Here is a 24,782-nt window from a genome sequence, read left to right as displayed (position 1 = left end):
TCAGCTTGCCAGCGTCGGCAGTAACGACAGCATGACGCCGGCGTCGGGCATCGGCAGGATGGCATCGATCTCGGCCGGCAGCAGGCTGCCGATTGCGCTGTCGGCGTTACCGGTGGCGGTCCCAAGGGGGCCGCGGAAGCCGTGTCCCGTCCAGGCAAGTTCCTGCAGCTTCGGGCTCACCAGCGCTTCGATCAGCCGGTTGGCGTTCTCATCGACGACAATCAGCGGATGCGCCGAATAGACGGTCGGACGCGGATAGAGCACCACCGGCTTTGCGCCCGCGCTTGCCTTGATGCGCTCCCAGCGCGCGGGATCGGCAAGAATCCATTCTACCAGCTGGTTCTCATAACCGACGATCATCGGCTCGCCGCCGAGGCCGCCTGCGAGATACTGATCGAAAAGTTTGCCTGACGACGGTGACTTGAAGCCCATGTTGCGGAAGATCGCCTGCACCTTGCCGCCGAAAGCGGCAAGATCGCCAGATGTCGCGACATTGCCGCTGAAAAGGCTGAGCACGAGGCCTGCGAACATGAAGCCGGAATTGGAGCGGTTGGGATCGGTCGAGACGATGCGGGCGCGGCCGTAAAGAGAATTGACGCCGAGTTTCGACCAGTCGACGCCGGCGAGGATTGCGTCGAGCAGCGCCTTGAGATCGAGCTGATGATGGCCTTCGTTCGTCACCGTGACCAATCCCGCTTTGATCAACCCATCGACCACGGGCTGCCAGGAATAGACGACGATCGGTGTGTTCAGCACAACGCGGTCGTTGCGGATACCGATGCCGTTCTGCCTGGCGATATCGACCATGATCGAAGAGGACGGCCAGAGGAATTGCGGATGCTGCGACAGCAACGCCTGTTCACGAACCATCTCGACCGAGCCGGCGACGCGGCTGTCCACCGTCAAGCCGTATCCGCCGAGCGCCCTGATGACGTCGGGGTCGGAGAGGAATGCCTCCTTCTCGCCGCCGACGAAGCCGAACAGCGTCGTGCGGGTGCCGAGCAGGCCCTGCAGTTCGGGCCGGTCCTTGACGGCGAAATAACCGCCGGTGCCGACGATGCCGGCTCCGAGCAATCCCACTCCAAAAGCGCGGCGAGAAAGAGCCATCAACGTCCGATATCCTCTTTGAGCGAAGCCTGAATGAGGCGCAGATCGGTGTCGAGTGTATGCAGCGCCTCATCGATCAGGCTGTCGGCATAATGGACGAAGGCCTCTTCGAGCTTGACCAACACGGCACGGACCTCCTCCAGCTGCTTGGGGTCGGGAACACGTTTAGCCTCGATGACTGCAGAACCTTCCGCCACCTCGGCAGCGCGCGGCAGATAATAGGAGAGGAATCGCCGCACGGCATTGGCGCTTTCGGGCTTGGCCTCGACCTTGCGAAAGACATCGGCGGCGATTTCGGCAAGATGCCGGACGGCGGTTGCCGTCTTTCGATCGCCTATCGCGTCGGCGGCGGTCTCCAGCCTCTGGGCAAAGGGAATCGCGGCCTCCAGCAGGTCGCGGGCAAAGGCGACGCGGCCGCTGCCGATGCTCTTGATATCGAGGCCTTCGAACAGCCGGCGCGGCGCCAGAAGAATGACGAGGCCGGCAAACAGCAGAAGGGCGATGATGGCGGCGATCCAGAATGGCATGCCGGCGATGAAACTGAGCAGTGGCACGGTGATTGCCGCCGCCAATCCCGCCACGATCCAGTTGCCATCATTGCCGAGCCAGTTGCGCATGCCGGTCCTAATTATAGCCGCGTGCGGTGCGGAAGGCGGTGGCGAGGTCCGAACCACCGTCGAACACGCGCGCCGACGTCTGCCTGGCAAGGCTGTCGAGCTGGGTTTTATCGGCGTCGCCGAAGGTGATGCCGAAGATCGGCACGTGCGGCTCCATCGCGATCCATTCGCTCATGAAGGCCCGGCTTTGATCGTCGGACCTGCCGTCGGTCATGATGACGATCGCCGGCAGATACGTCGAGAGCTTGTCGGTTCTGGCGATCTGCTGCAGGGCCCGTTCGGCGCAGGCATACATGTTCGTGCCGCCATCCGCCTTCTGCCGGGAAATCTCATTCAGCAGCCCTTGCTGCTCCAGCGGGTTTCCGCTTGCCATGAAGGTGTTGCGCACGCTGCCGTCGAAGGGAATGACGATGATCTGGTCGGCGGGCGACCATTGCACCAGCACCTTGCTCGCTTCTTCAGGTGTCAACAGGAAACGCATCGCCTTCTGCAACTGGTCCTCGCCGTCGCCCTGCATCGAGCCGGAAAAATCGAGGCAGAGCGCGGTCAGGGACGGCTTGCGCAGTGCTGCCTGATAAAGGGTGAGCGCCTGGCGGATGACACCAGGCTCAGGCATGCGGATCGCGGTCACCAGCCGGGTCGGATCGAAATTCCAGCCTGGTTCCGGCTTTGCGGCGACGCCGGTCAGCGGAATGCGCCGGCCAGTATCGGCGATGCGCTGCTGTACGGGAGCAGAGCCGAGATAGGCGAGCAGATCGTTGAAGAAGGTCTGGACTTCCGGCCCGCGGCCATGATCGACGAAACCGATCGGCGAATCCGCCATGGCAACGCCGTCGGCCGGATAGATCGCGTAAAGCGGTTCCTGCGACAAGGCGGCAAGCTTGTCGTTGGTTTCCTTCAGCACCGCTTCGTAGTTCCACATAGCGTCGTAGATCGTGCCCTTGCCGGCGGATGCGACGTAGAGATCGGCAAGCCAGCCGGACGAGCCGGACGAGCGCACGACACCTGAAAGCAGCGAGCGGACGCTCTCCTGGACTGCTCTGTCGTCGAGATCGCCGGGTTCGATCACCGGCTTGTTGCCGAGTGCGCTCGACAGCATGGCAAGATAGGCGCTGGCGCCGGAGTTGGATTGCGTCGCCGATGTCATCAGGAATTTCAGCGATCCGTTTTCGACGGCGGCGAGAATGTCCTTCATGAACACATCCCTGCCGATCCAGCCGAGCTGCTCGGCCTTCGACCTGCGCACGCCCAATACCACCGGCGTCTGGACGATCGAGGTGAGGCTCTTGACGCGGCGCCTGGTGTCGAACATGTCGACCCAGACACTGGAGGCCGGCCACACCGCATCCTGCTCGACGCCCTGGTCGCTCTGCAGCGCCAGGCCGATATCGAGCGTGCCTTCATATTTGAAGGTGCAGGTCGCATTCTTCTGCTTGCAGAATTCCTCGACGATCGGCTGCAGAACGGTATTCTCCGATCCCGAGACGATCGAGAAATTCGGTCCCTGAGCGAAGGGATTGCAGCCGGCAAGAGTCAGAGCGGCAAGAAGCGCCAGGCCTGAAAGCAGTGCTCGCATCGTCGTCCTGTCGATCACGCCTTGGTCATCGCCGTCTTGAGTTCGATCGTCATCTGCTCCATCTGCTGCTCGGCCTGCGCCCGTTTCCGGCGCCCCTCCTCCTGAACCTGCAGCACGCCCGATATCGTGTCGATCAAATCCCTGTTCGCCTTGGCGAGCGTATCGATATCGACGATACCGCGTTGCGATTGCTGCTCTATGGCGATCGCCTGGTCCTTCATCATCTCGGAGGCCTGGCGGATCATGTCGTTGGTGGCGTCGGTCACCGCCTTCTGCAGCTCAAGCGCCGATTTCTGCCGCGTCAGCCCGAGCAGGATCACCATCTTCTGTTTCCAGGCCGGCACCGTCAGCGCCGAGGTCGCCTGCAGGTTCTCGATCAGCGTCTCGTCGCCCGCCTGGACGATGCGGATCTGCGGCAGTTGCTGAATGCCGAGCTGACGCGCCTGCTGGAGGTAGAAAACCCGCTTCTCCAGCCGGTCGAGCGCCTGCAAGCTGTCCTGATAGGTCTGCGCTTCCAGCATGCCACCGCCGGGGCCAGTCGCGGCCGCCTCGGCTTCAGCCTTCAGCCTCGGCAGCTCGACGCTGCGAAAGCGCTCTGCAAAAGCTTTGCCAGCCTGGACATAGGCCTCGAGCCGCATGATCGACTGCCTGGTTTCTTCATGCAGGTCGTCGAGCAGCGCGATGTCGCGCCGCAGCGTATCCTTGTGACGGTCGAGTTCGAGGCCGATCCGGTCGATCTGACCGGCCACGTCCTCGAATTCCGCCTTGAACCGTTCGAGCCGGGCCTGTGCGGAGAGGAATATGCGGCTGAGGAACCCCTTATCCTTCAACGATGCCGGGTCGAGGCCCTTGGACTTGAGGATGATGTCACTTAGCAGGCGACCGATCTCACCGAGATCCTTGTTGCGGACCTCGCGCACGATTCGGTCGGCATAATCGCTGACCGTCTGCTGGGCGCGGTCGCCATAGACGGAGATGCCGGCGCGATCGGTCATATTGATGCTGTCGGAAATGCGGGCAATTTCCGCCGGATCGGCGGCGGCAACCGGCAGGGCGGCGTTGTGAACAGTCGCTAGATCGGTATCGGCCATCGGTCGGGCTTTCCAGGCTTGCGGCAGGTAATCGTCTGGAGGCCCATTTTCGCAATGAACAGGCCTCATCACGAGAAATTGGCCGCTAGGATCGCACCGACCGGAAGAGCAGGACGACAGATGGCGACTCAATCATCGCTGGTCGCCGCACCATAATGAACTTTATGATACAGTTTTATGACAGTCGAAAAACCTGCAGGCTTACTTGCACGCCTCGGCCTTGCGGTCGAGCAGCTCCAGCTTGGCGAGCTTGCCGGTCAGGACGAAATCGCCGTAATCCATCGTCAGGTCGCGGGTGATGCCGTTCTCATAGAGCTTGAAGGACATGCGGTAGACCGGCAAAGCATCGGATTTCGCATTCTCGTTGAAATAGGCAATCGTCACCGGCCAGAAGGCGGTCTTGGAGAAGGCGCCGGCATTGCCGGCGTCGGCCTCCTCGGCAACAGGGGTCTCCTGCTTGCCGACGATCGTCGTCGTCACCAGCGACTTGTCGCCGTCATCCGAGCCGTCGAAAACGCGGGCCTCGAAGAAGCGCTTGCCGTCCTTGGCGTTCTGGATCACGTCGAGCATATGTTCGGTGGGAAAGCGGCTTTCAGCAAGCTGGAGCTCGCGGCTCGACGGCTGCTTGAGATCGACCTTGACGCCATCCGGCTGATCCTGAGCCGCACCGTTGACCTCCTTGTCGAGCTGTTCGTCGGTGAAGGATTTGGTGTCGAAGGTAAACTGGCCGTCCTTGAGGTTTTCAAAGGTCTTGGTCTGCTGGTCGCTGACGCGGACGCTGTCGCCGGTGTCGATCTGCGTCACGAAGCGGAAATTGGTGGTGAAGCCCTGGCAATAGCTGCCGTCGAACTCATAAACCATGCGACCGTACATGCCGGCGATGCCAGAGCGGTCCGAGGCGTCCTTCAATTCCAGATCGTAGACGGCGCGATGTGCGACGAGGCCGGTCGCGATCGCAGCGCTTACCGCGGGCGCAGCCGCCCATGCATTGGCGGAAACACTGGCGAGAAGCAGAGCGACAAGACTCGATCGGAACATTCATTAACTCCTGTTGGACTCGGTCGCGATGTTATAAGAACGCTTTCGGCCAAATCGAGGCTCGAACCTGTCATATTAAAGATTCTAGTCTTGATGCATAATTTTTGAAGAATTGACAACAAAAGCGGAGCCGAAAATGTCCGATGAAATTGCAAAGCGCCTGACTGAGATGGGGATAACCCTGCCCGAAGCCGCAGCACCTGCTGCAAATTACGTTTCCTATGTCATCAGCGGCAATCTTCTCTACATCTCCGGTCAGCTGCCTCTCGAAGGCGGCAAGATCGCCGTTTCGGGCCATCTCGGCAAGACCGTTGACGTTGCCGCGGGGCAGCGCGGCGCCGAACTCTGCGCCATCAACATCCTTGCGCAGGCGAAGGCGGCACTTGACGGTGATCTCGGCCGTATCCTGCGGGTCATCAAGCTGAACGGCTTCGTCGCTTCGGCGCCCGATTTCGTCGAGCAGCATCTCGTCATCAACGGTGCTTCTAACCTGATTGCCGGCGTGCTCGGCGAGGCCGGCAAACATGCGCGTGCCGCCGTCGGCATGGCCGCCCTGCCGCTCAATGCCGCTGTCGAGATCGATGCTATCATGGAAATCGCAGAATGACCAATGCTGCCTGGATCAGGGACCTGCCGGTCGCTCATCGCGGCTATCACGATCTCAACAAACTCGTTTGGGAAAATACGCTTTCGGCCTTCTCGCGCGCCGTCGAAGCGGGCTTTGCGATCGAATGCGACCTGCATTACGCCTCCGACGGCGTGCCGGTCGTCTTTCACGACGAGGACCTGCAGCGGCTTTGCAATCTCACCGGCGACATCCGCGAGCGCACCTCCAGGGAACTCGGGCTGATCGCCGTCGGCGGCACGGCCGACAAGGTGCCGACGCTGCGCCAGCTCCTCGATCTCGTCCAAAGCAAAGTGCCGCTAGTGCTGGAGCTCAAGGGCCGCGAGGCGGACGATGAGGGTTTCGCCGAAGCCGTCCTCGAAGTGCTTCAGGATTATGAGGGCAAGGTGGCGCTGATGAGCTTCGACCACTGGCTGCTGCGCGATCTGAAGACGCTTGACGCAGTCTACCCGCTTGGGCTGACGGCCAATGGCAACACGCCGGAGGAATTCGAGGCGCATGCGAAGGCGATGGAGATCGGTCTCGATTTCATCTCCTACTATTATGACGATCTGCCGAATGCGTTCATCACCGGTGAACGCGAAAAGGGTATGCCTGTCATCACCTGGACGGTGCGTGACCAAGAGGCGCGCCGGCGTACATTCGCAAACGCTGATCAGATGACCTTCGAAGGCTTCGACCCGCGTGTGGCAGTTTGACGCTCGCTTTTTGGCCACGATCATGCGCAGATTGAGACAGAGCCGAGACTATTTTCCCACAGGCTTCGTATCTGCCCCATGACCGATGAACTATCCATTCGCGTAGAACGCTCCTTCACCGCGATTTCCCCGGAAAGCTGGTCCAGGCTTTCCGGGGCGTCGAAGACTTGCCCGACGCTTGCCTATAACCCCTTCGTCTCCCACGCCTTTTTGTCCTCACTGGAAGAGTCCGGTTCGGCCAGCGCCGAGACCGGTTGGCTCGGTCATCACCTGCTGCTCGAGACTGATGGCGGCGAACTGATCGGCGCCCTGCCCGGCTACCTGAAGAACCACAGCCAGGGGGAATATGTCTTCGATCATGGCTGGGCCGATGCCTTCGAGCGGGCCGGCGGACGGTATTATCCCAAACTTCAGTGCTCCATTCCGTTCACCCCTGCGACAGGCCCGCGTCTGCTTGTCGCCGAGGGACTGCAGCGACTGCCTGTCCAGAGCGCGATCGCCGAAAGCCTGAAGGAGGTCGTGCGCCGGCTCGGCGTCTCCTCGGCCCATATCACCTTCGTGCCGGATGAGGAGATCGGCGTCTTCGAGATGGACGGCTATCTGCACCGCACCGACCAGCAGTTCCATTTCATCAATGAGGGCTACGCCAATCACGAGGAGTTTCTCGAAACGCTGGCTTCGCGCAAACGCAAGGCGTTGCGCAAGGAGCGCCGCGCCGCCCTCGAAAACGGCATCAGCATCGACTGGCTGACCGGCCGCGATCTGACGGAACGCATCTGGGACCAGTTCTTCAAATTCTATATGGATACCGGTGGCCGCAAATGGGGCCGGCCCTACCTCACCCGCAAATTCTATTCGCTGATCGGCGAGCGCATGGCCGACGACATCCTGCTGGTCATGGCCAAACGCAACGGGCGCTATATCGCCGGCGCGATCAACTTCATCGGCGGCGATACGCTCTATGGCCGTCACTGGGGCTGCATCGAGGAGCATCCCTTCCTGCATTTCGAAGTCTGCTATCATCAGGCGATCGACTTCGCGCTTTCGAAAGGGCTGAAACGGGTCGAAGCCGGAGCCCAGGGCGAACACAAGCTCGCCCGCGGTTACCTGCCGGTGACGACACATTCCGCTCATTATGTCGCTCATGCCGGGCTTCGCCGGGCGATCGGCGACTATCTCGCCCGCGAGCGCGCCGATGTCGAACAGATGAGCGAGCTGCTGAGTGAGCACAGCCCATTCCGCAAGGGCGAGCGGCAGCAGGAGGATTGACGCTGCCTCGCCGGCCGCGTTACCCGATCACGGCATGTCGCCCGGAAGTGTGCAGCGGTTACGGGATAACGACATGCAAAACAAAAAGCTTGAGGACATGAGGAGATTTCGCAATGACCAGCGTCTATGACGACAAAAATATCTTCGCCAAGATCCTGCGCGGCGAAATCCCCTCGCACCGTATCTATGAGGACCAGCATACGGTCGCTTTTATGGATGTGATGCCGCAGGCGCCGGGCCATGTGCTCGTCGTGCCGAAGGCAGCGTCGCGCAATATTCTCGATGCCGATCCAGCCACCCTCTCCCATGCGATTACCGTCGTTCAGAAGATCGCCAAAGCGGTCAAGGAGGTCTTCGACGCCGACGGCGTGTTCATCGCCCAGTTCAATGAACCGGCGGCCGGGCAAACGGTGTTTCATCTGCATTTCCACATCATCCCGCGCCACGAGGGCGCAGCACTCAAGCCGCATTCCGGTAAGATGGAGGATGGCGCCGTGCTTGCCGCCAATGCCGAAAAGATCAGGGCGGCACTGGCCTGACATCGACCCTTGCCGACGCGAGGCAGAGGAAAGAGCATAAACCGAAAAAGGCCGCGGATGACGCGGCCTTTTCCAATTCAATGACGAAAGCTCACTTCTTGCGTGGAACCTTCGGAACCGCGCTGCCCTTCTTGGGCGCATCGCGGACCTCAGGCTCGGCCTGTGGGACCGCCTTGGCGCGGGTCTTGGGGGCGGCCTTCGTCTTCAGTTCGCCATCACCGTGGTCGTCGGCTTCGGGATGGGTGACTTCAGCCTCCGGCTTCGGCTTGATCGGCGCCGTCTCCGGTATGGCTTCCAGCACGATGCCCGGCTTGCCGTCTTCCTTCGGGCCGACGGTGACGTTGACGACGCCACCCTTCTTCAGCTTGCCGAAGAGGATCTCGTTGGCCAGCGGCTTCTTGATGGTGTCCTGGATGACGCGGGCAAGCGGGCGGGCGCCCATCTTCTCGTCGTAACCCTTTTCCGAAAGCCAGGCGATCGCATCCTCATGCAGGTCGAAGGTGACGTTCCTTTCGGAAAGCTGGGCCTCCAGCTGCATGATGAACTTCTGTACGACCTTGTGGATCACAGCCGTCGGCAGCGCCGCGAAAGGAATGATCGCGTCGAGACGGTTGCGGAACTCCGGCGTGAACAGGCGGGTCAGCGCCTCCTCGTCCTCGCCGGTGCGCTTGGACGAGCCAAATCCGATCGCCGCCTTGGCCATTTCCGAGGCGCCCGCATTCGTCGTCATGATCAGGATGACGTTACGGAAGTCGATCTTCTTGCCGTTATGGTCGGTCAGCGTACCGTGGTCCATGACCTGCAGCAGGATATTGTAGATGTCGGGATGCGCCTTCTCGATTTCGTCGAGCAACACCACACAATGCGGGTGCTGGTCGACGCCGTCGGTCAGAAGGCCGCCCTGGTCGAAGCCGACATAGCCGGGAGGCGCTCCGAGCAGACGCGACACCGTGTGCCGCTCCATATATTCCGACATGTCGAAGCGCAGAAGCTCGACACCGAGCGACGATGCCAGCTGCTTTGCCACCTCGGTCTTGCCGACGCCGGTCGGACCGGAGAAGACATAAGCACCTATCGGCTTGTTCGGCTCACGCAGGCCGGCACGGGCGAGCTTGATCGAGGTCGAAAGGGCTTCGATCGCGATATCCTGACCATAGACGACCGAACGCAGTTCCTTCTCGAGATTGGCGAGCACCGCTTCGTCGTCTTTGGAGACGGTCTTCGGCGGAATGCGCGCCATCGTGGCGACCGTCGCCTCGATCTCCTTTTCGGTGATCAGCTTGCGGCGCTTTGACGGCGGCAGCAGCATCTGGGCCGCACCGGTTTCGTCGATGACGTCGATTGCCTTATCCGGCAACTTGCGGTCGGAGATATAGCGGGCCGAAAGTTCGACGGCCGACTTGATGGCATCGTTCGAATAGCGCAGGTGGTGATACTCTTCGAAATAGGGCTTGAGGCCCTTCATGATCTCGATCGCATCTTCGATCGACGGCTCGCTGACGTCGATTTTCTGGAATCTGCGAACCAGCGCCCGGTCCTTCTCGAAGAACTGGCGATATTCCTTGTAGGTGGTCGAGCCGATGCAACGGATCGCGCCCGACGACAGAGCCGGCTTCAGAAGGTTCGATGCATCCATCGCGCCCCCCGAGGTGGCGCCGGCGCCGATCACCGTGTGAATCTCATCGATGAAGAGCACGGCACCCGGATATTCTTCCAGTTCCTTGACGACCTGCTTCAGGCGCTCCTCGAAATCGCCGCGGTAGCGCGTGCCGGCGAGCAGCGTGCCCATGTCGAGCGAGAAAATCGTCGCGTCGGCCAGCGCTTCCGGAACCTTGCCTTCGACGATGCGCTTGGCAAGCCCTTCGGCGATCGCCGTCTTGCCGACGCCGGGATCACCGACGTAGAGCGGATTATTCTTCGAACGGCGGCACAGGATCTGGATGGTGCGGCTCACCTCGGCGTGACGGCCGATCAGCGGGTCGATCTTGCCGCCCTTGGCTTTCTCGTTGAGATTGACGCAATAGGCCTTGAGCGCATCCTGCTGCTTCTTGGGGCCGCCCTCTTCCTCGCCGCCGCGGGCCGTCGGCTTGCTGCTTTCGGCTTCGTCCTCGGCGCCGCGCGGGGGGCGAGCGTCCGAAGCACCCGGGCGCTTTCCGATACCGTGCGAGATATAGTTGACGGCATCGTAGCGGGTCATCTCCTGCTCCTGCAGGAAATAGGCGGCATGGCTTTCGCGCTCGGCGAAGATCGCAACGAGCACATTGGCGCCGGTCACTTCTTCGCGGCCGGACGATTGCACGTGGATGACGGCACGCTGGATGACACGCTGGAAGCCGGAGGTCGGCTTCGAATCCTCGTCATAACCGGTGATCAGATTGGAAAGTTCATTATCGACATATTCGACGAGCGTTTTGCGCAGCGCGTCGAGATCGACATTGCAGGCTCCCATGACCGCGGCCGCATCGGCATCGTCGATCAGGGCGAGCAGCAGATGCTCAAGCGTCGCATATTCGTGGTGCCGCTCATTGGCAAAGGTCAGTGCCTGATGGAGCGCCTTCTCTAAGCTAGGCGAAAATGTTGGCACGTTCAGATCCTCACTTCTTTTCCATGACGCATTGCAGCGGATGCTGGTGCTGCCGGGCGAAGTCCATCACCTGGTTGACCTTCGTTTCCGCTACCTCGTATGTGAATATTCCGCATTCGCCGACGCCGTGGTTGTGGACATGGAGCATAATGCGGGTGGCACTTTCACGATCCTTTTGAAAAAAACGCTCCAGAATGTGGATGACGAATTCCATGGGAGTGTAGTCATCATTCAAAAGCAGCACGCGGTAGAGATTGGGCTTCTTGGTCTTCGGCTTGGTGCGTGTGATGACCGAGGTTCGATTTCCGTTCTCCCCGTTCCTTTCGCCGTCATTCTGCATCCGGATCGGCTTTGCGATCATTGTCATTCATTCCTCAAGCAATCCGGCCTCAAGCAATCCGGCGGAGCATGGGAGGGTGCTTTTCCCGCCGAATATCTGAAACACTAACTTAGTTCATAATAGGCCGATTTTAAGCCCCCTGTCAGTCACTGCAATCAAGAAATGGCCGGCATGCACGGGAAAGACCAAAAAAGTCCCCGGCCGATCCCATGGAGGCGTTGCGGCGAAAGTGGAAACAAAAAGACCGGCTACAGATGCGTAGCCGGTCCTCATTTTTCAATATGTAGCGCAGGTTGCGCCTGCAGAATCAGTTCAGGCGGCAGCAGGCGTCGAAATCGGCGCCGGCTTGGTGGTCTTGGCGACGGCAGCGGCTACAGGCGCTTCATAGGGCTTGTAAGCGGATTTGGCCAGATCGGCATACATCTCGCTGAGCTTCGTTGTCTCGGAGACGAAGCCTTCGAAATATGCCTTGACGTAGTTGCTCTGCAGTTCGAAAGCGGCCTCGAAGCTCTTGACGCCAGCCAGGGTTTCGAAATGCGTCACCGCGTCCTGAAAGGATTTCTTCGAATAGTCCGTGGCCTCGGCGGCAATCGCCTGGAAGCCCCTGGTGGTGTCGGAATAGGTTTTCAGCGCCGTATCGACGGCTTCCTTGCTCTTCCTGTTTGCATCGTCAAAGTTGAACATGACCGTCCTCCATTAGGCTGTGGGATGGCGGCAGGGTAGCTGCAACGCACAAATAGTCAAGTAGTCTTGTGCGCTGCAGCACTCCCATGAGTTGTGTGGCAATAATAAAACAAAGGATGCGCGCCGGGGCACGTACGTCTTTAACTGATTTTGCTAATATATATCAGATCACTGCAACCGGAAGCTTTAAAATTAATTTTGGCTCGGCAGCCAAAAAACAAAAAGGACCGAACGGATCGCGCCGTTCGGTCCTTTGAACGCATTCGAACACGATCAGAGATCGACGTCGAGGATCGCCATCGAAAAGTTGTAGGAGCGATCGCCGTCCTCGTCATCGATATAGACGAGGCCTAGAAATTCTTCGCCGAGATAGACCTCCGCAGAATCATCCTTGCGCGGACGCGCCTTGACGGCGACCTGCGGGTTGAGCGTGCGTTTGAAATAGGCGTCGAGCTTCTTGATTTCTTCAGGCTTCACTCTGTCATCTCCGTAAACGGTCTTGATTGGCCGCTTCTTGCACAGGAAAAGCAGCGGTGTAAAGGCAAGGTTGCCACATGGCAATTTCTGTCCCCGCACGGTTTCCGCCGATTTTACCCGATCCTTTTCTCCGGCGGCCGCTCAGATATCGGCGCCTATCACCTGGTCCATGTTGCGCGACGGCTCGGAACAACCGGCTTCGCCGACGACCTTGGCCGGCACGCCGGCGACTGTCTTTTTGGGCGGAACTGCCTTCAATACGACGGAGCCGGCGGCAACGCGTGAGCAGAAGCCGATCTCGATATTGCCGAGGATCTTTGCGCCAGCACCGATCATGACGCCGCTGCCGATCTTCGGATGGCGGTCGGCGCCCTCTTTGCCGGTGCCGCCGAGCGTGACGCCATGCAAGATCGAGACGTTGTCGCCGATAACCGCCGTCTCGCCGACGACGAGGCCGGTGGCGTGATCGAGGAAAATGCCCTTGCCGATACGAGCGGCCGGATTGATGTCGGTCTGGAAGACGCTGGAGGAGCGGCTCTGCAGATAGAGCGCGAAATCACGACGGCCGCGGTTCAGCAGCCAATGCGCGAGACGGTGTGTCTGCAGCGCATGGAAGCCCTTGAAATAGAGCACTGCTTCCATGAAGCGGAGGCACGCGGGATCGCGGTCGTAGATGGCCTGGATATCGACACGCAGAATGGTGCTCCACTCCGGCCAGTCGAGGAGCATTTCCTCGAAGGTCTGGCGAAGCAGGGTCGCCTGTATGTCGGGATGATCGAGACGTTCGCAGATGCGATGGATGGCGCATTCCTCGAGCGAACGATGGTTGATCACCGTCGCGTAGAGGAAGGCGGCAAGAACCGGGTCTCGTTCGGCGGCGAGCCGGGCTTCCTCGCGCAGGTTATCCCAGATGGGGTCCATCACCTTCAACGGTTGGCCTGTCTCAAAAGCTCGAATGTCAGTCTTTGCGACCATCGCCGCTCTCCTCGTTGCCAGCCGGAATGCCATTTTCGGAATGCCAATATATAGGGGAAAACGCCAATAACATAAATGGGTGCCGTCGCCATGGTTTTTTAGCATGGTTTTTCGGCATCACGATGATGTCAGCGCCGATGTCACCGGCAATATCACCCTCTGGCAACCCTCGCGTAGAAGGCCAACACCGCCTGCTTGAAAACCCTGTCGCCGACGGCGAGCATATGATCGCGGCCCGGAATATCGAGCGCTTCGGCATTCGGCATCAGCGCCGCCAATTCCTGCGGCGAGCCGGCGATATCATCCCTGGTGCCGACGCCGATCAGCGTCGGCACGTCGAGCCCGGCGATATCCGAGCGGGCAACGAGATCGCGCGAGCCGCGGATGCAGTCGGCGAGAGCGACGCGGTCACTTTTCGTCTGGTCGGCGAAGGCGCGGAACATGCGGCCGCGGCCATGCGTCACGTCTTCCAGCGAGGGAGCCAGCAGCGCGTCGGCGATGGGGTCCCAGTCGCCGACGCCGTCGGTCATGCCGATGCCGAGGCCGCCGAGCACCAGTGAACGGACGCGATGCGGATTGGCAAGGGCGGCAAAGACGGAAATGCGCGCGCCCATCGAATAGCCCATGACATTGGCTTGCGGCATGCCGAGATGGTCCAGCAGCGCGATCGCATCGCCGGCCATCACCCAGGGGCGATAGGCTTCGGAATCGTGCGGTTTGTCGCTTGCGCCGTGGCCGCGATTGTCGATGGCGATCACCCGATAGCCGGCATCGCCAAGCGTCTTCAGCCAGCCCGGATGCACCCAGTTGACGTTTGCCGTCGAAGCAAAACCGTGGATCAACAGAACAGGCTCGCCGGCCGGATCGCCCTCATCAAAGAAGGCGAGCTGCAATCCGTCATGGGTGAAGCTTGAAAATACAGGCGTATTCAGGTTCATCAGGTCTTCCTTTTTGGCGCGACCATAGTCGAGCGATCTTTCATCGTGAAGCCAAAAACTGTGGCCAAAAACTGTGCCTGGCGCGGCGCTTTGGCTCTACACATTTGCGGCGAAGGCTTATAAGGTCCGCGCACATTTCAAAGCATTCGGAGAGCGATATGGCCGGTCACAACATTCCCCACTTCCAGAACGACGGCGGTCACCGGGTTATCGAAGTCGGCGTCAAGGAATTCATGTGCACCGGCGCTTCGGCCCCGTTCGACCATCCGCATATCTTCATCGACATGGGTGACGATAACGAGAAGGTCTGTTCCTACTGCTCGACTCTCTATCGCTTCAATTCCGCGCTCAAGTCCAGCCAGACCAATCCGGCCGGCTGCGTTTTCCACGTGAAGGCGGCCTAACCGCCGGACGGATCGGACGGATAATGCCGGTCGAACATGCTGCCATCATCGGCGCCGGGATATCAGGGCTGACCGCTGCGCTTTCGCTTTCGCGCCGGGACATCAGCTCTGACATCTTCGAGCAGGCAGGCGAACTTGCCGACATCGGCGCCGGATTGCAGGTTTCGCCGAACGCCTCCCGCATCCTTGCCGAACTCGGTATCCTTGAAGGGCTGTCAAAGGCCTGGCTCGAGCCTGAGGCAATCCGGCTAATATCCGGCAGTTCGCTGCGCCAGCTCGCAGCTGTGCCAGCAGGCAAATTCGTGCGGCAACGCTGGGGCGCTCCCTATGGTGTCCTGCATCGCAGCACATTGCAGAAAGCGCTTCTCGCTGCGGTCGAGGCCGATCCGCTCTGCCGGCTTCACCTCGGCGTCCGGATGGACGCGACGCTGCCGCCTTTCGAGCGCGACGCCGATGTCGTCATCGGCGCCGACGGCGTCTGGTCGAAGCTCCGGCAATCCGTTCAGGGCAGCCCCTCACCGCACTTTTCCGGCAATATCGCCTACCGCTTTACCATTGCCGAGGATGCGGCGCCCGGTTTCCTCGACCGGACAAGCGTTTCGGCGTTTCTCGGCGGTTCGGCGCATCTCGTCTGTTACCCCTTAAGGGAGACCGGCAGCTTCAACATGGTGGCGATCACCGCCGGCAATAGCGCACCGCAGGCCTGGCAAAGCGAACCGACGGCCGAGCAGCGTGCCCAGCTCAGGAGCCGCTTTTCCGGCTGGAACGCCGCGATCGTCTCGCTGCTCGAACAACACCGGACGCTGACCTTCTGGCCGCTGTTCGAGACCAGCGCTGGTGCGTGGCAGGATGGCCGCAAGACTGTGCTGATCGGCGACGCCGCGCATGCGATGATGCCGTTTGCCGCACAGGGAGCGGCCATGGCGATCGAAGACGCCTACGAACTTGCCGCATTTCTTTCCAACCGTCCGGTGGCGGAGGCCCTATTGCTCTTCGAAAGACATCGAGCGCCACGCATTGCCAAGCTTCGCCAGCGCGGCGCCTTCAACCGGTTTGCCTATCATGCGAAAGGGCCGATCCGGATCGGCCGCGATCTCGTGCTCGGCCTCAAGCCGCCGCAAAGCCTGGCGGCGGATCTCGACTGGATCTACGGCTATCGCGCTCTGGGCCTACCATAAAACGCCGCAAGCCGGGCCAGCGCCCGGTATCGCTCAAACCGCGCTTGCCGCCGCAAAGCCCCGTTCGATATCAGCCTTGAGGTCAACCACATCCTCGATGCCGATCTGCAGGCGGATGACCGCACCGTCGGTCGGAGCCTTGGCGACCGTGCGGTCGTTGAGATAGGCGTGCAAAGCGAGGCTCTCATAGCCGCCCCAGGAATAGCCGAGGCCGAAAATCCTCAGCGCATCGAGGAAGGCATGCGCTTTTGCTCTAGATTTCTCGGGACCATCCGCGGCAAGCACGAAGGAAAAGATGCCGCTGGCGCCCTTGAAATCGCGCTTCCAGAGATGGTGAGAGGGAAAGCTCGGCAGGGCCGGATGCAGCACGCGGGCGACGTCCTCCCTGCCCTCCAGCCATTCTGCAATATCAAGCGCGCTTTCATAGTGCCGCTCGAGGCGCAGGCCCATGGTACGCAATCCGCGCAGAATCTGGTAGGCGTCATCGGGTGCGCCGCAGATGCCGAGCACACCGTTTGCTTCCTTCAGCCGCTCCCAGTGTTCGGCATTGGCCGACACCGTTCCGAGCAGGATATCGGAATGGCCGGACGGATATTTCGTCGATGCGTGGATTGAGATGTCGACGCCATGATCGAGCGGTCGGAAATAGAGCGGCGTCGCCCAGGTATTGTCCATCATGACGACGGCGCCGTGGCGGTGCGCAACCGCCGAGATTGCCGGAATATCCTGCATCTCAAAGGTGTTGGAGCCGGGAGCTTCGGTGTGAACGAGCTTGGTGTTCGGCCGGAACAGGCCCTCGATGCCGGCGCCGATCGCCGGATCGTAATATTCCACCTCGACGCCAAGACGCTTCAACATCGTGTCGCAGAAATGGCGCGTCGGTCCGTAGACCGAATCGACGACGAGCGCATGGTCGCCGGCAGCGACGAAACCCAGGAACGGAATGGTGACGGCCGCAAGACCCGAGGGAACGAGGATCGTGCCGGCCGAGCCTTCGAGTGCGTCGATCGCTTCGCAGAGCGCGTCCGTCGTCGGGGTGCCGCGCGTTCCGTAGGTATATTTCTGCGCGCGCGTCTCCATCGTCCGCGCATTCGGGAACAACACTGTCGAGGCGTGCACGACCGGCGGATTGACGAAGCCGTGATAGTCGAAGGGGTCGTTGCCGATATGGGTCAGTCGGGTGTTGATGCCGGCATTCTGCAGCAAGCTGTCTTTGTCTTTCATCTCGTAAATAGCCTTTGGCGAGGGGCACGAAACCAGACTTTTGGACGCCCCGCCGTGTCCGGTCAACCCCTAGACGACCGGTTGCGGGCGCCCTCGGGAATGATGGATTTTCCGAATTTCGCGTTATTTTTCCGCAACCGGACGCCTATTTCATAGTCAATCGCCCGCGAATGCGGCGCAATCTGCCAAAATTCCGAATTTTGCCGCAATTATTGATGGCGACACTTGACCATGGTGACATTTGCGACTGTGATAGGGCACTCGCGCCGGGAGGGTGTCGAGACAATGGGGGCGGCAGGTTTTTCCGCCGGAACTCCCCCACAAGAAAATATAAGACAACGGAAAAGGTTGGGAAAAATGAAGAACAAGCTTCTGTCCGCCGCTCTCGGCGCAGCAGTTTTCGCTCTTGGCGCCTCGGCTGCCTCGGCCACGACACTCACCGATGTAAAGGCTAAGGGTTTCGTTCAGTGCGGTGTCAATACCGGCCTTACCGGCTTTGCCGCACCTGACGCTTCCGGCAATTGGGCTGGCTTCGACGTCGACTTCTGCAAGGCCGTCGCTTCGGCCGTCTTCGGCGACCCCACCAAGGTCAAGTACACGCCGACAAATGCGAAGGAGCGCTTCACGGCTCTGCAGTCCGGCGAAATCGACGTTCTCTCGCGCAATACGACCTGGACGATCAATCGCGACACAGCGCTCGGCTTCAATTTCCGTCCTGTCACCTATTATGACGGTCAGGGCTTCATGGTGCGCAAGAGCCTGAACGTGAAGTCGGCGCTGGAACTTTCCGGCGCCGCAATCTGCGTGCAGTCGGGCACGACCACGGAACTGAACCTCGCCGATTACTTCAAGACGAACAATCTGCAGTACAATCCGGTCGTCTTCGAAAATCTTCCTGAGGTCAACGCGGCTTACGACTCCGGTCGTTGCGACGTTTACACGACCGACCAATCCGGTCTCTATTCATTGCGTCTGACGCTGAAGAATCCCGACGAACATGTCATTCTTCCTGAGATCATCTCGAAGGAGCCGCTTGGCCCGGCCGTCCGTCAGGGCGACGATCAGTGGTTCGATATCGTTTCCTGGACGGCTTATGCGCTGATCAATGCCGAAGAGTTCGGCATCACCCAGGCAAATGTCGACGAGATGAAGAATTCGCCGAACCCTGACATCAAGCGCTTTCTCGGCAGCGAGGCCGATACCAAGATCGGCACCGATCTCGGCCTGACCAATGAGTGGGCCTACAACGTCATCAAGGGCGTCGGCAACTATGGCGAAATCTTCGAGCGCAACATCGGCCAGGGTAGCCCGCTCAAGATCGCACGCGGTTTGAATGCTCTCTGGAACAAGGGCGGCATCCAGTACGCGCCGCCGGTTCGTTAATCGAACTCTGGCATAAAATCCGGGATGGCGGCCAAGCCGCCCTCCCATCTTCCAAAAAGCAAAAAGAAAGCCCGAAAACGGGCACAAGGGGATTGGCGCGGCATGACGCATGGGGCTGTGGATACGACACCTTTGCATGGCACCGGCTGGACTTTCCGGTCGGCAATGTACGACCCGAAATACCGGAGCATATTTTTCCAGGTTCTGACAATCGTTGTCCTCGTGGCGTTTGTGTGGTGGGTGGCCCACAACACGGCCGTAAACCTTGCCCGCAGCAATACAGCATCGGGCTTCGGCTTTCTTCGCGGTCGCGCCGGTTTCGAAATCGGCCAGTCGCTGATCAGCTTTTCGAGCGACTCGACCTATGCGCGCGCACTTGTCGTCGGCATTCTGAATACCTTGCTGGTGGCGGTGACCGGCATATTCACGGCGACCATCATTGGCTTCCTGATCGGGATCGGCCGGCTGTCGCACAACTGGCTGATTGCCAAGCTCTGCACGGTCTATGTCGAAATCTTCCGCAACATTCCGCCGCTGCTCGTCATCTTTTTCTGGTATCTTGGCGTTCTCTCGGTCTTGCCACAGCCGCGCGAGTCGGTGGGTCTGCCATTCAGCATGTTCCTCAATAACAGAGGACTAGCCTTCCCGAAGCCCATCTTCGAGACAGGCATGATTGCGGTCGGGATCGCCCTGGTGATCGGGATTGTTGTCGCCATCGTCATGGCGCGCTGGGCTCATAAGCGCCAGGCGGCAACCGGCCAGCCGTTCCACACGGTATGGGTGTCGATCGCGCTGATCGTCGGCTTGCCATTGCTGGTCTTCGTTGTCTCAGGTTTTCCGCTAAGCTTCGACTTTCCCGTCGCTGGAAAGTTCAACCTGACGGGCGGCTCCGTCGTCGGCCCCGAATTCATGTCGCTGTTTCTCGCTCTGTCCTTTTATACCGCCTCGTTCATTGCCGAGATCGTTCGCGGCGGCATTCGCGGCGTTCCGAAGGGGCAATCCGAGGCAGCCGGCGCGCTGGGGCTGCATCCATCGAGCGTGACGAGACTTGTCGTGGTACCGCAGGCACTGCGTATCATCATCCCGCCGCTGACCAGCCAGTATTTGAACCTGACCAAGAACTCCTCACTCGCCATCGCGATCGGCTTTTCGGATCTTGTTGCCGTCGGCGGCACGATCCTCAACCAGAGCGGTCAAGCGATCGAGATCGTTTGCATCTGGGCTATCGTCTATCTCAGCTTGAGCATTCTCACGTCGCTGTTCATGAATTGGTTCAATGCCAAGATGGCACTGGTGGAGAGATAAAATGTCGATCACCGATAAACCCTTCGTCAGAACGTCAATCCTGGCCGCCGAGCCGCCTCCGCGCGGAGAAAGGGGGGCCGGCGCCTGGATACGCCGTAATCTCCTTGCTACCCCGAAGGACGTGGTCCTGACGATCCTGGCTCTTGCGCTGATCGCATGGGCCGTGCCGCATCTCGTCAACTGGCTGTTCATCCAGGCCGTATGGTCCGGGCCGGACCGCACATTCTGCGCGACGACGGTCCAGGGCGGCATCCAGCCTGACGGCTGGAGTGGCGCATGCTGGGCCTTCATCAGCGCCAAGTACGACCAGTTTATCTTCGGCCGCTATCCGCTCAGTGAGCGTTGGAGGCCGGCGATCGTCGGGATCCTCTTCATTCTGCTTCTTGTTCCGATGCTTATCCCTTCGGCACCGCGCAAGGGCCTGAACGCCATTCTTCTGTTCGCCGCCCTGCCGATCATCGCCTTCTGGCTTCTTCACGGGGGGTACGGCCTCGAAGTGGTGGAGACTCCGCTCTGGGGCGGGTTGATGGTCACGCTCGTCCTGTCCTTTGTCGGTATTGCCGTTTCCTTACCCTGCGGCATTCTGCTTGCGCTGGGACGCCGCTCGAAGATGCCCGTCATCCGCATGCTCTGCGTTACTTTCATCGAGGTCATTCGAGGCGTTCCGCTGATCACCGTTCTGTTCATGGCAAGCGTGATGTTGCCGCTTTTCCTTCCAACCGGCTGGAACGTGGACAAACTCCTGCGGGCGGTGATCGGCGTTTCAATTTTCACGTCTGCCTATATGGCGGAAGTGATCCGCGGCGGCCTTCAGGCGATCCCCAAGGGACAGTTCGAAGGCGCAGATTCGCTTGGCCTCGGCTATTGGCAAAAGACCCGGCTGATCATCATGCCGCAGGCCATCAAGCTGGTGATCCCGAGCATCGTGAACACCTTCATCGGAACGTTCAAAGACACTTCGCTGGTCACCATTATCGGCATGTTCGATCTGCTCGGTATCGTCAAGCAGAACTTCTCCGATGCCAACTGGGCGAGCGCCGTCACGCCGATCACGGGTCTGATCTTCGCGGGCTTCGTCTTCTGGCTGTTCTGCTTCGGCATGTCGCGCTATTCAGGCTTCATGGAACGCCATCTCGATACCGGCCACAAACGATAAGAATGAGGGAAAATAGTCATGGCTGAAGCTCCAGCGAAAAAGCTCACCGTTTCCGCAACGGAAGTGGCGGTCGATATCGTCAATATGAACAAGTGGTACGGCGATTTCCACGTGCTGCGCGACATCAACCTCAAGGTCATGCGCGGCGAGCGCATCGTCATCGCCGGCCCGTCGGGTTCCGGCAAGTCGACGATGATCCGCTGCATCAACCGCCTGGAAGAGCATCAGAAGGGCCGCATTATCGTCGACGGCACAGAACTCACCAACGACCTGAAAAAGATCGACGAGGTCAGGCGCGAAGTCGGCATGGTGTTCCAGCACTTCAACCTCTTCCCGCACCTGACGATCCTCGAAAACTGCACTTTGGCGCCGATCTGGGTGCGCAAAATGCCGAAGAAGCAGGCGGAAGAGGTCGCCATGCACTTTCTGAAGCGCGTCAAGATCCCCGAGCAGGCCAACAAGTATCCGGGACAGCTTTCCGGCGGCCAGCAACAGCGCGTGGCGATCGCCAGGTCGCTGTGCATGAACCCGAAGATCATGCTGTTCGACGAGCCGACCTCGGCGCTCGATCCTGAAATGATCAAGGAAGTGCTCGACACCATGGTGGGTCTTGCCGAGGAAGGCATGACCATGCTCTGCGTGACCCATGAAATGGGCTTTGCCCGCCAGGTCGCCAACCGCGTCATCTTCATGGACCAGGGCCAGATCGTCGAGCAGAATTCGCCGGCCGAGTTCTTCGACAATCCGCAGCACGAACGCACCAAACTGTTCCTCAGCCAGATCCTGCATTAAGCTTAGGCGCTGAGACTTTTCAAAGACCCGCCTCGCCTTTCGGTTTGGCGGGTCTTTCACGTTCAGCGCGAGGCTGACGCCTGCAGCAGGCTACAGAGGCCGGCAAGACCGGAATCAGAGCCGCCTGAAGCAACGCCGCCCGGGGAGGAAATATCAGCGCAACGGACCAGCATCTTGCGCTGTTCATTGACCGGTCTTGCCAGGAAGGCCTCCAGAGTGCGGGCCTGCGATGCACTGAGGGTCTCCCCAGCTGCGGACCTGTTGCTGCCGCCTGCCCTGCCGACGGCAAGATCGGCATCAACGCCGCGGCTGCGCCTGACCGAGGCGGTGGTCTCGGTATCAAGCCCATCGGAACCGCCGATGCGTGCATTGAGATCGGCATTGACGCCGCGCCCGCCGCCGAGCCTGGCATTGGCGGTCGCATCGAGACCATTACGGCTGCCGACATTGGCGGTCGCATCGGCATTGACGCCCCTCGAACCGCCGACGGAAGCATTGGCATCGGCACTGACGCCGCTGCCGCCGCCAAGCGATGCCCCGACGTCGGCGCTGACGGCATTGCCTGCATTCACCGATACGCCGACGTCGATAGCGTGTGCATCGCTTGCCGGCATGGCAAGCAGGGCGCAGGTGGATGCAAGCACCGCCAGGGATAGTCTATTGTGGTTATGGGTCATGTTTTCCTCCGTTTCCATTCGCCGAGCGATCTGCCCGGCAACCGAAAATCGAGGAACGCGCGTACCTTCGATCGTCTGGACGCCTGCAACCTGCAGGACATCCATGGCAAGGCAACGTGAAGGGATGACGAATGTTTCACGACAGGGCGCGGCAAGTCGGCTCGGCGGCGTGCAATGATCTTTCACGGTTATTGAAATACGAATTACCAACCCCGACTGTGCCGAAAGCGAACATGTCTTGCCGTGACTAGAGCGACGGCCGAGTATTTCCTTCCCGGCTGCGTAAGGAACCTTCAGAGCCGGCAAGCAAAGCTCGGCTCTCGATGCGATTGGCGGCGATTGATTCATCCGCAGCCTTTTGCAGATCGGCTGCACTTTAAAGCATGTCGCGCAAAAGTGTGCAGCGGTTTTGCGGCAACGATATACGTAAAAACAAAGAGCTAGAGCGCAAGCAGCGAATCCGAAAGATCGCGACGCGCTTTAGAACTGGACTCTCCACCATTGATTGAGGCGACGAAAAATAACTCGCTTCCGTCTGGATATATCAGGCAGGAAGTCCATGTTTCAGCATGTTCTCATCTAATGGAACTGGAGGTTCAAGAATGGGCATTTTCGACAAGATCAAACATGCAATCTTCGGAGAAGCGAAAGCAGCCGAACCCGTTGCATCAAGCGCGCCAAAGACGCAGCCCGCGCAGGCTCCTGTCTCGCCGTCGGCAGCGCCCAGTCCGGCACCTGCCGCCTCTCCCGCTCAGAGCAAGCCGGCTTCAACCACAGCCCCCGCCACAGCCACAGTCGATATCGTCCCTATCCTCGATGCGGCCGTGAAAAAGAGCGGCCAGAAACTCGATTGGCGCCACTCGATCGTGGATTTGATGAAAGCCGTCGGGATGGATGCAAGCCTGGCCGAGCGCAAGGAACTTGCCACCGAACTTGGCTATACCGGCGACAGCGGTGATTCCGCAAAAATGAATATGTGGCTGCACAAGGCGCTGATGAAGCGGCTTTCGGAAAATGGCGGCAAAGTACCGGCCGATCTCCTGGATTGATCCCTCGATTGATCAGTGACCGATAGCTGCCGCCACGTTGCGGCGGCGGCTATCCGACCGCCGGCGCTTGGCGATGGATGCTCACCTGTTCTTGGAGCGTCGGCAAGCCGGGGCCAACCGCCGATGAGTCCCCTTGCCCGAAGGCATTGGAACCAATAACGTTCTTCTCGATTACTTCGATTATCGATCAGGGGAGAATGAAATCCAATGAGATTGATGGCGGTCGTTGGCGTTGCGCTTAGCTTGAGTTTTATTTCTGCCGCGGAATCTCCTTCAAACTATCAATCCTACAGCGGCATTCGCGTCGATACCGACCCGGTCCTGCTGGCTCGCTACGACAAGGTGCTTCGGTGGTGCGTGCCGGAGGCAGGCTCATGGCGGCGCGGCTCGCCGGATCCACAAAGCCTGCCTTACAACGCAGCGCTCAGAAACTGCCTCTACAGGCACGGCTTCGTCGATAGAGGCGTCTACGCTTACCCCATTCCCCATGTTTACTTCGAGCATTTCTTGGATCGCTGAGAAGATCCGAGCAGCGCAGATCCGCGATAGAAATTCAAAGGTATAAACCCCACCGTATTGCGGGGGTCTTATCGACTACGCCTGCCCACAAATCCGATGAGTTTCCAGATCGAGCCGCTGCCGCGAGGGGCAACTCATAGGTTTGCTGCGACCGTCGATATGCTTCTTTACAACGCGGCGAGCAAACCAGGGACCCTGCGGGGCGGCCCTTATATAAAATGAATATGCTGCATGGATCTTGCACACCGGATTGATCCAAGCCGGGTCGGCCGACGGAGCAAGCTCGATTATATAGAGAGGGACTTCCCCGCCACCGGTCTAAGCGCCACCGTTCCGAGGTCTCGCACCCGGATCCCTCTCGTGCCAGCCGCTTCGGCAATGGGTTGAGTGGCGAGCAATTGACCGGGTGATGCTGACCTGCCACTGCGAATTTCTTCCAGAATTGATTAGAGTCCGGCCTTACGAAGGACGGACGAATGAAGAAGCAGAGATTTACAGAAGAGCAGATCATCGGTGTGCTGCGTGAGCAGGAGGCTG

25 protein-coding genes are annotated in these 24,782 nt (G+C 59.9%); 12 read left to right on the top strand and 13 right to left on the bottom strand.

Annotated elements, in window-relative coordinates; genetic code table 11:
* The 5 genes from HJB83_RS28155 to HJB83_RS28135 all read right to left on the bottom strand — a co-directional run bounded on the left by HJB83_RS28155 (window position 1) and on the right by HJB83_RS28135 (window position 5,429).
* Window positions 1-1,107: a substrate-binding domain-containing protein gene (locus tag HJB83_RS28155; protein WP_207584083.1), complete on the bottom strand. Its 1,107-nt coding sequence runs from the start codon at window positions 1,105-1,107 to the stop codon at window positions 1-3.
* On the bottom strand, window positions 1,107-1,724 hold the full coding sequence (locus HJB83_RS28150) for a 5-bromo-4-chloroindolyl phosphate hydrolysis family protein (RefSeq protein ID WP_221117276.1): 618 nt from the start codon (window positions 1,722-1,724) through the stop codon (window positions 1,107-1,109). Before HJB83_RS28150 ends, HJB83_RS28155 begins: the two co-directional genes overlap by 1 nt.
* 7 nt (window positions 1,725-1,731) lie before the next feature.
* Complete coding sequence (locus HJB83_RS28145) at window positions 1,732-3,300, bottom strand: substrate-binding domain-containing protein (protein WP_221133058.1); 1,569 nt, start codon at window positions 3,298-3,300, stop codon at window positions 1,732-1,734.
* Between the two features lie 14 nt (window positions 3,301-3,314).
* Complete coding sequence (locus HJB83_RS28140; RefSeq protein WP_221133042.1) at window positions 3,315-4,391, bottom strand: toxic anion resistance protein; 1,077 nt, start codon at window positions 4,389-4,391, stop codon at window positions 3,315-3,317.
* 201 nt (window positions 4,392-4,592) lie between these two features.
* Window positions 4,593-5,429 carry a cell envelope integrity EipB family protein gene (locus tag HJB83_RS28135; protein ID WP_207584080.1) on the bottom strand — a complete coding sequence of 279 codons (837 nt, stop codon included), beginning with the start codon at window positions 5,427-5,429 and terminating at the stop codon, window positions 4,593-4,595.
* 136 nt (window positions 5,430-5,565) lie between these two features.
* Between HJB83_RS28135 and HJB83_RS28130 the strand changes: the two genes are divergently transcribed.
* The 4 genes from HJB83_RS28130 to HJB83_RS28115 all read left to right on the top strand — a co-directional run bounded on the left by HJB83_RS28130 (window position 5,566) and on the right by HJB83_RS28115 (window position 8,560).
* Window positions 5,566-6,036: a RidA family protein gene (locus HJB83_RS28130; RefSeq protein WP_221133041.1), complete on the top strand. Its 471-nt coding sequence runs from the start codon at window positions 5,566-5,568 to the stop codon at window positions 6,034-6,036.
* Window positions 6,033-6,752 (top strand): glycerophosphodiester phosphodiesterase, encoded by a 720-nt coding sequence (locus HJB83_RS28125; RefSeq protein ID WP_207584078.1) that lies wholly within the window; start codon window positions 6,033-6,035, stop codon window positions 6,750-6,752. The genes HJB83_RS28130 and HJB83_RS28125 overlap by 4 nt, the downstream gene beginning before the upstream one ends.
* Before the next feature lie 78 nt (window positions 6,753-6,830).
* Window positions 6,831-8,021 (top strand): GNAT family N-acetyltransferase, encoded by a 1,191-nt coding sequence (locus HJB83_RS28120; RefSeq protein ID WP_207584077.1) that lies wholly within the window; start codon window positions 6,831-6,833, stop codon window positions 8,019-8,021.
* A gap of 113 nt (window positions 8,022-8,134) precedes the next feature.
* Window positions 8,135-8,560 carry an HIT family protein gene (locus HJB83_RS28115; RefSeq protein ID WP_207584076.1) on the top strand — a complete coding sequence of 142 codons (426 nt, stop codon included), beginning with the start codon at window positions 8,135-8,137 and terminating at the stop codon, window positions 8,558-8,560.
* Window positions 8,561-8,651: 91 nt separating this feature from the next.
* Here HJB83_RS28115 and clpA read toward each other — a convergent pair whose 3' ends face one another.
* The 6 genes from clpA to HJB83_RS28085 all read right to left on the bottom strand — a co-directional run bounded on the left by clpA (window position 8,652) and on the right by HJB83_RS28085 (window position 14,558).
* Window positions 8,652-11,144: an ATP-dependent Clp protease ATP-binding subunit ClpA gene (clpA, locus tag HJB83_RS28110; RefSeq protein ID WP_207584075.1), complete on the bottom strand. Its 2,493-nt coding sequence runs from the start codon at window positions 11,142-11,144 to the stop codon at window positions 8,652-8,654.
* A gap of 10 nt (window positions 11,145-11,154) precedes the next feature.
* Window positions 11,155-11,505, bottom strand: a complete 351-nt coding sequence (gene clpS, locus HJB83_RS28105; protein WP_221133040.1) for an ATP-dependent Clp protease adapter ClpS — start codon at window positions 11,503-11,505, stop codon at window positions 11,155-11,157.
* Window positions 11,506-11,796: 291 nt separating this feature from the next.
* Complete coding sequence (locus HJB83_RS28100; RefSeq protein ID WP_207584074.1) at window positions 11,797-12,168, bottom strand: phasin family protein; 372 nt, start codon at window positions 12,166-12,168, stop codon at window positions 11,797-11,799.
* Window positions 12,169-12,441: 273 nt separating this feature from the next.
* The gene (locus tag HJB83_RS28095; RefSeq protein ID WP_207584073.1) at window positions 12,442-12,645 is read right to left on the bottom strand and encodes a DUF3126 family protein; all 204 of its coding nucleotides are present in this window, start codon (window positions 12,643-12,645) and stop codon (window positions 12,442-12,444) included.
* Window positions 12,646-12,786: 141 nt separating this feature from the next.
* On the bottom strand, window positions 12,787-13,620 hold the full coding sequence (gene cysE / locus HJB83_RS28090; protein ID WP_207584072.1) for a serine O-acetyltransferase: 834 nt from the start codon (window positions 13,618-13,620) through the stop codon (window positions 12,787-12,789).
* A gap of 152 nt (window positions 13,621-13,772) precedes the next feature.
* The gene (locus HJB83_RS28085) at window positions 13,773-14,558 is read right to left on the bottom strand and encodes an alpha/beta fold hydrolase (RefSeq protein ID WP_221133039.1); all 786 of its coding nucleotides are present in this window, start codon (window positions 14,556-14,558) and stop codon (window positions 13,773-13,775) included.
* A gap of 158 nt (window positions 14,559-14,716) precedes the next feature.
* Between HJB83_RS28085 and HJB83_RS28080 the strand changes: the two genes are divergently transcribed.
* Together HJB83_RS28080 and HJB83_RS28075 are read left to right on the top strand one after the other, a co-directional pair.
* On the top strand, window positions 14,717-14,962 hold the full coding sequence (locus tag HJB83_RS28080) for a zinc-finger domain-containing protein (RefSeq protein WP_207584070.1): 246 nt from the start codon (window positions 14,717-14,719) through the stop codon (window positions 14,960-14,962).
* Between the two features lie 23 nt (window positions 14,963-14,985).
* Window positions 14,986-16,140: an FAD-dependent monooxygenase gene (locus tag HJB83_RS28075; RefSeq protein WP_221133038.1), complete on the top strand. Its 1,155-nt coding sequence runs from the start codon at window positions 14,986-14,988 to the stop codon at window positions 16,138-16,140.
* A gap of 33 nt (window positions 16,141-16,173) precedes the next feature.
* Here the strand turns inward: HJB83_RS28075 and HJB83_RS28070 are convergent, their stop codons facing one another.
* The gene (locus tag HJB83_RS28070) at window positions 16,174-17,364 is read right to left on the bottom strand and encodes a cystathionine beta-lyase (protein ID WP_221133037.1); all 1,191 of its coding nucleotides are present in this window, start codon (window positions 17,362-17,364) and stop codon (window positions 16,174-16,176) included.
* Between the two features lie 357 nt (window positions 17,365-17,721).
* Between HJB83_RS28070 and HJB83_RS28065 the strand changes: the two genes are divergently transcribed.
* The 4 genes from HJB83_RS28065 to HJB83_RS28050 all read left to right on the top strand — a co-directional run bounded on the left by HJB83_RS28065 (window position 17,722) and on the right by HJB83_RS28050 (window position 22,000).
* Window positions 17,722-18,747, top strand: a complete 1,026-nt coding sequence (locus HJB83_RS28065) for an amino acid ABC transporter substrate-binding protein (protein ID WP_207584067.1) — start codon at window positions 17,722-17,724, stop codon at window positions 18,745-18,747.
* Between the two features lie 102 nt (window positions 18,748-18,849).
* The gene (locus HJB83_RS28060) at window positions 18,850-20,052 is read left to right on the top strand and encodes an amino acid ABC transporter permease (protein WP_221117283.1); all 1,203 of its coding nucleotides are present in this window, start codon (window positions 18,850-18,852) and stop codon (window positions 20,050-20,052) included.
* Between the two features lies 1 nt (window position 20,053).
* Window positions 20,054-21,208, top strand: a complete 1,155-nt coding sequence (locus tag HJB83_RS28055) for an amino acid ABC transporter permease (protein ID WP_221117284.1) — start codon at window positions 20,054-20,056, stop codon at window positions 21,206-21,208.
* An 18-nt stretch (window positions 21,209-21,226) separates the two neighbouring features.
* Window positions 21,227-22,000, top strand: coding sequence for an amino acid ABC transporter ATP-binding protein (locus tag HJB83_RS28050; protein WP_003579010.1), 774 nt, complete (start codon window positions 21,227-21,229; stop codon window positions 21,998-22,000).
* 62 nt (window positions 22,001-22,062) lie between these two features.
* Here the strand turns inward: HJB83_RS28050 and HJB83_RS28045 are convergent, their stop codons facing one another.
* Entirely contained in the window at window positions 22,063-22,677 is a 615-nt protein-coding gene (locus HJB83_RS28045; protein WP_221133036.1) for a hypothetical protein, read from the bottom strand.
* Window positions 22,678-23,279: 602 nt separating this feature from the next.
* Between HJB83_RS28045 and HJB83_RS28040 the strand changes: the two genes are divergently transcribed.
* A complete protein-coding gene (locus HJB83_RS28040; RefSeq protein ID WP_207584063.1) occupies window positions 23,280-23,726 on the top strand; it encodes a DUF3597 domain-containing protein in 447 nt (148 codons plus the stop codon).
* A 207-nt stretch (window positions 23,727-23,933) separates the two neighbouring features.
* Window positions 23,934-24,245: a hypothetical protein gene (locus HJB83_RS28035; protein ID WP_207584062.1), complete on the top strand. Its 312-nt coding sequence runs from the start codon at window positions 23,934-23,936 to the stop codon at window positions 24,243-24,245.
* The last annotated feature ends 537 nt before the right edge of the window (window positions 24,246-24,782 follow it).

The organism is Rhizobium sp. NZLR11, assembly GCF_019685115.1.
Taxonomy (GTDB): Bacteria; Pseudomonadota; Alphaproteobacteria; order Rhizobiales; family Rhizobiaceae; genus Rhizobium.
This window is presented reverse-complemented; position numbering and strand designations above follow the sequence as displayed.

Bases quoted from the DNA above. Each gene is read 5' to 3' on its own strand.
- HJB83_RS28155 (WP_207584083.1), bottom strand. From the start codon at position 1,107: ATGGCTCTTTCTCGCCGCGCTTTTGGAGTGGGATTGCTCGGAGCCGGC.
- HJB83_RS28150 (WP_221117276.1), bottom strand. From the start codon at position 1,724: ATGCGCAACTGGCTCGGCAATGATGGCAACTGGATCGTGGCGGGATTG.
- HJB83_RS28145 (WP_221133058.1), bottom strand. From the start codon at position 3,300: ATGCGAGCACTGCTTTCAGGCCTGGCGCTTCTTGCCGCTCTGACTCTT.
- HJB83_RS28140 (WP_221133042.1), bottom strand. From the start codon at position 4,391: ATGGCCGATACCGATCTAGCGACTGTTCACAACGCCGCCCTGCCGGTT.
- HJB83_RS28135 (WP_207584080.1), bottom strand. From the start codon at position 5,429: ATGTTCCGATCGAGTCTTGTCGCTCTGCTTCTCGCCAGTGTTTCCGCC.
- HJB83_RS28130 (WP_221133041.1), top strand. From the start codon at position 5,566: ATGTCCGATGAAATTGCAAAGCGCCTGACTGAGATGGGGATAACCCTG.
- HJB83_RS28125 (WP_207584078.1), top strand. From the start codon at position 6,033: ATGACCAATGCTGCCTGGATCAGGGACCTGCCGGTCGCTCATCGCGGC.
- HJB83_RS28120 (WP_207584077.1), top strand. From the start codon at position 6,831: ATGACCGATGAACTATCCATTCGCGTAGAACGCTCCTTCACCGCGATT.
- HJB83_RS28115 (WP_207584076.1), top strand. From the start codon at position 8,135: ATGACCAGCGTCTATGACGACAAAAATATCTTCGCCAAGATCCTGCGC.
- clpS (WP_221133040.1), bottom strand. From the start codon at position 11,505: ATGATCGCAAAGCCGATCCGGATGCAGAATGACGGCGAAAGGAACGGG.
- HJB83_RS28100 (WP_207584074.1), bottom strand. From the start codon at position 12,168: ATGTTCAACTTTGACGATGCAAACAGGAAGAGCAAGGAAGCCGTCGAT.
- cysE (WP_207584072.1), bottom strand. From the start codon at position 13,620: ATGGTCGCAAAGACTGACATTCGAGCTTTTGAGACAGGCCAACCGTTG.
- HJB83_RS28085 (WP_221133039.1), bottom strand. From the start codon at position 14,558: ATGAACCTGAATACGCCTGTATTTTCAAGCTTCACCCATGACGGATTG.
- HJB83_RS28080 (WP_207584070.1), top strand. From the start codon at position 14,717: ATGGCCGGTCACAACATTCCCCACTTCCAGAACGACGGCGGTCACCGG.
- HJB83_RS28075 (WP_221133038.1), top strand. From the start codon at position 14,986: ATGCCGGTCGAACATGCTGCCATCATCGGCGCCGGGATATCAGGGCTG.
- HJB83_RS28070 (WP_221133037.1), bottom strand. From the start codon at position 17,364: ATGAAAGACAAAGACAGCTTGCTGCAGAATGCCGGCATCAACACCCGA.
- HJB83_RS28065 (WP_207584067.1), top strand. From the start codon at position 17,722: ATGAAGAACAAGCTTCTGTCCGCCGCTCTCGGCGCAGCAGTTTTCGCT.
- HJB83_RS28060 (WP_221117283.1), top strand. From the start codon at position 18,850: ATGACGCATGGGGCTGTGGATACGACACCTTTGCATGGCACCGGCTGG.
- HJB83_RS28055 (WP_221117284.1), top strand. From the start codon at position 20,054: ATGTCGATCACCGATAAACCCTTCGTCAGAACGTCAATCCTGGCCGCC.
- HJB83_RS28050 (WP_003579010.1), top strand. From the start codon at position 21,227: ATGGCTGAAGCTCCAGCGAAAAAGCTCACCGTTTCCGCAACGGAAGTG.
- HJB83_RS28045 (WP_221133036.1), bottom strand. From the start codon at position 22,677: ATGACCCATAACCACAATAGACTATCCCTGGCGGTGCTTGCATCCACC.
- HJB83_RS28040 (WP_207584063.1), top strand. From the start codon at position 23,280: ATGGGCATTTTCGACAAGATCAAACATGCAATCTTCGGAGAAGCGAAA.
- HJB83_RS28035 (WP_207584062.1), top strand. From the start codon at position 23,934: ATGAGATTGATGGCGGTCGTTGGCGTTGCGCTTAGCTTGAGTTTTATT.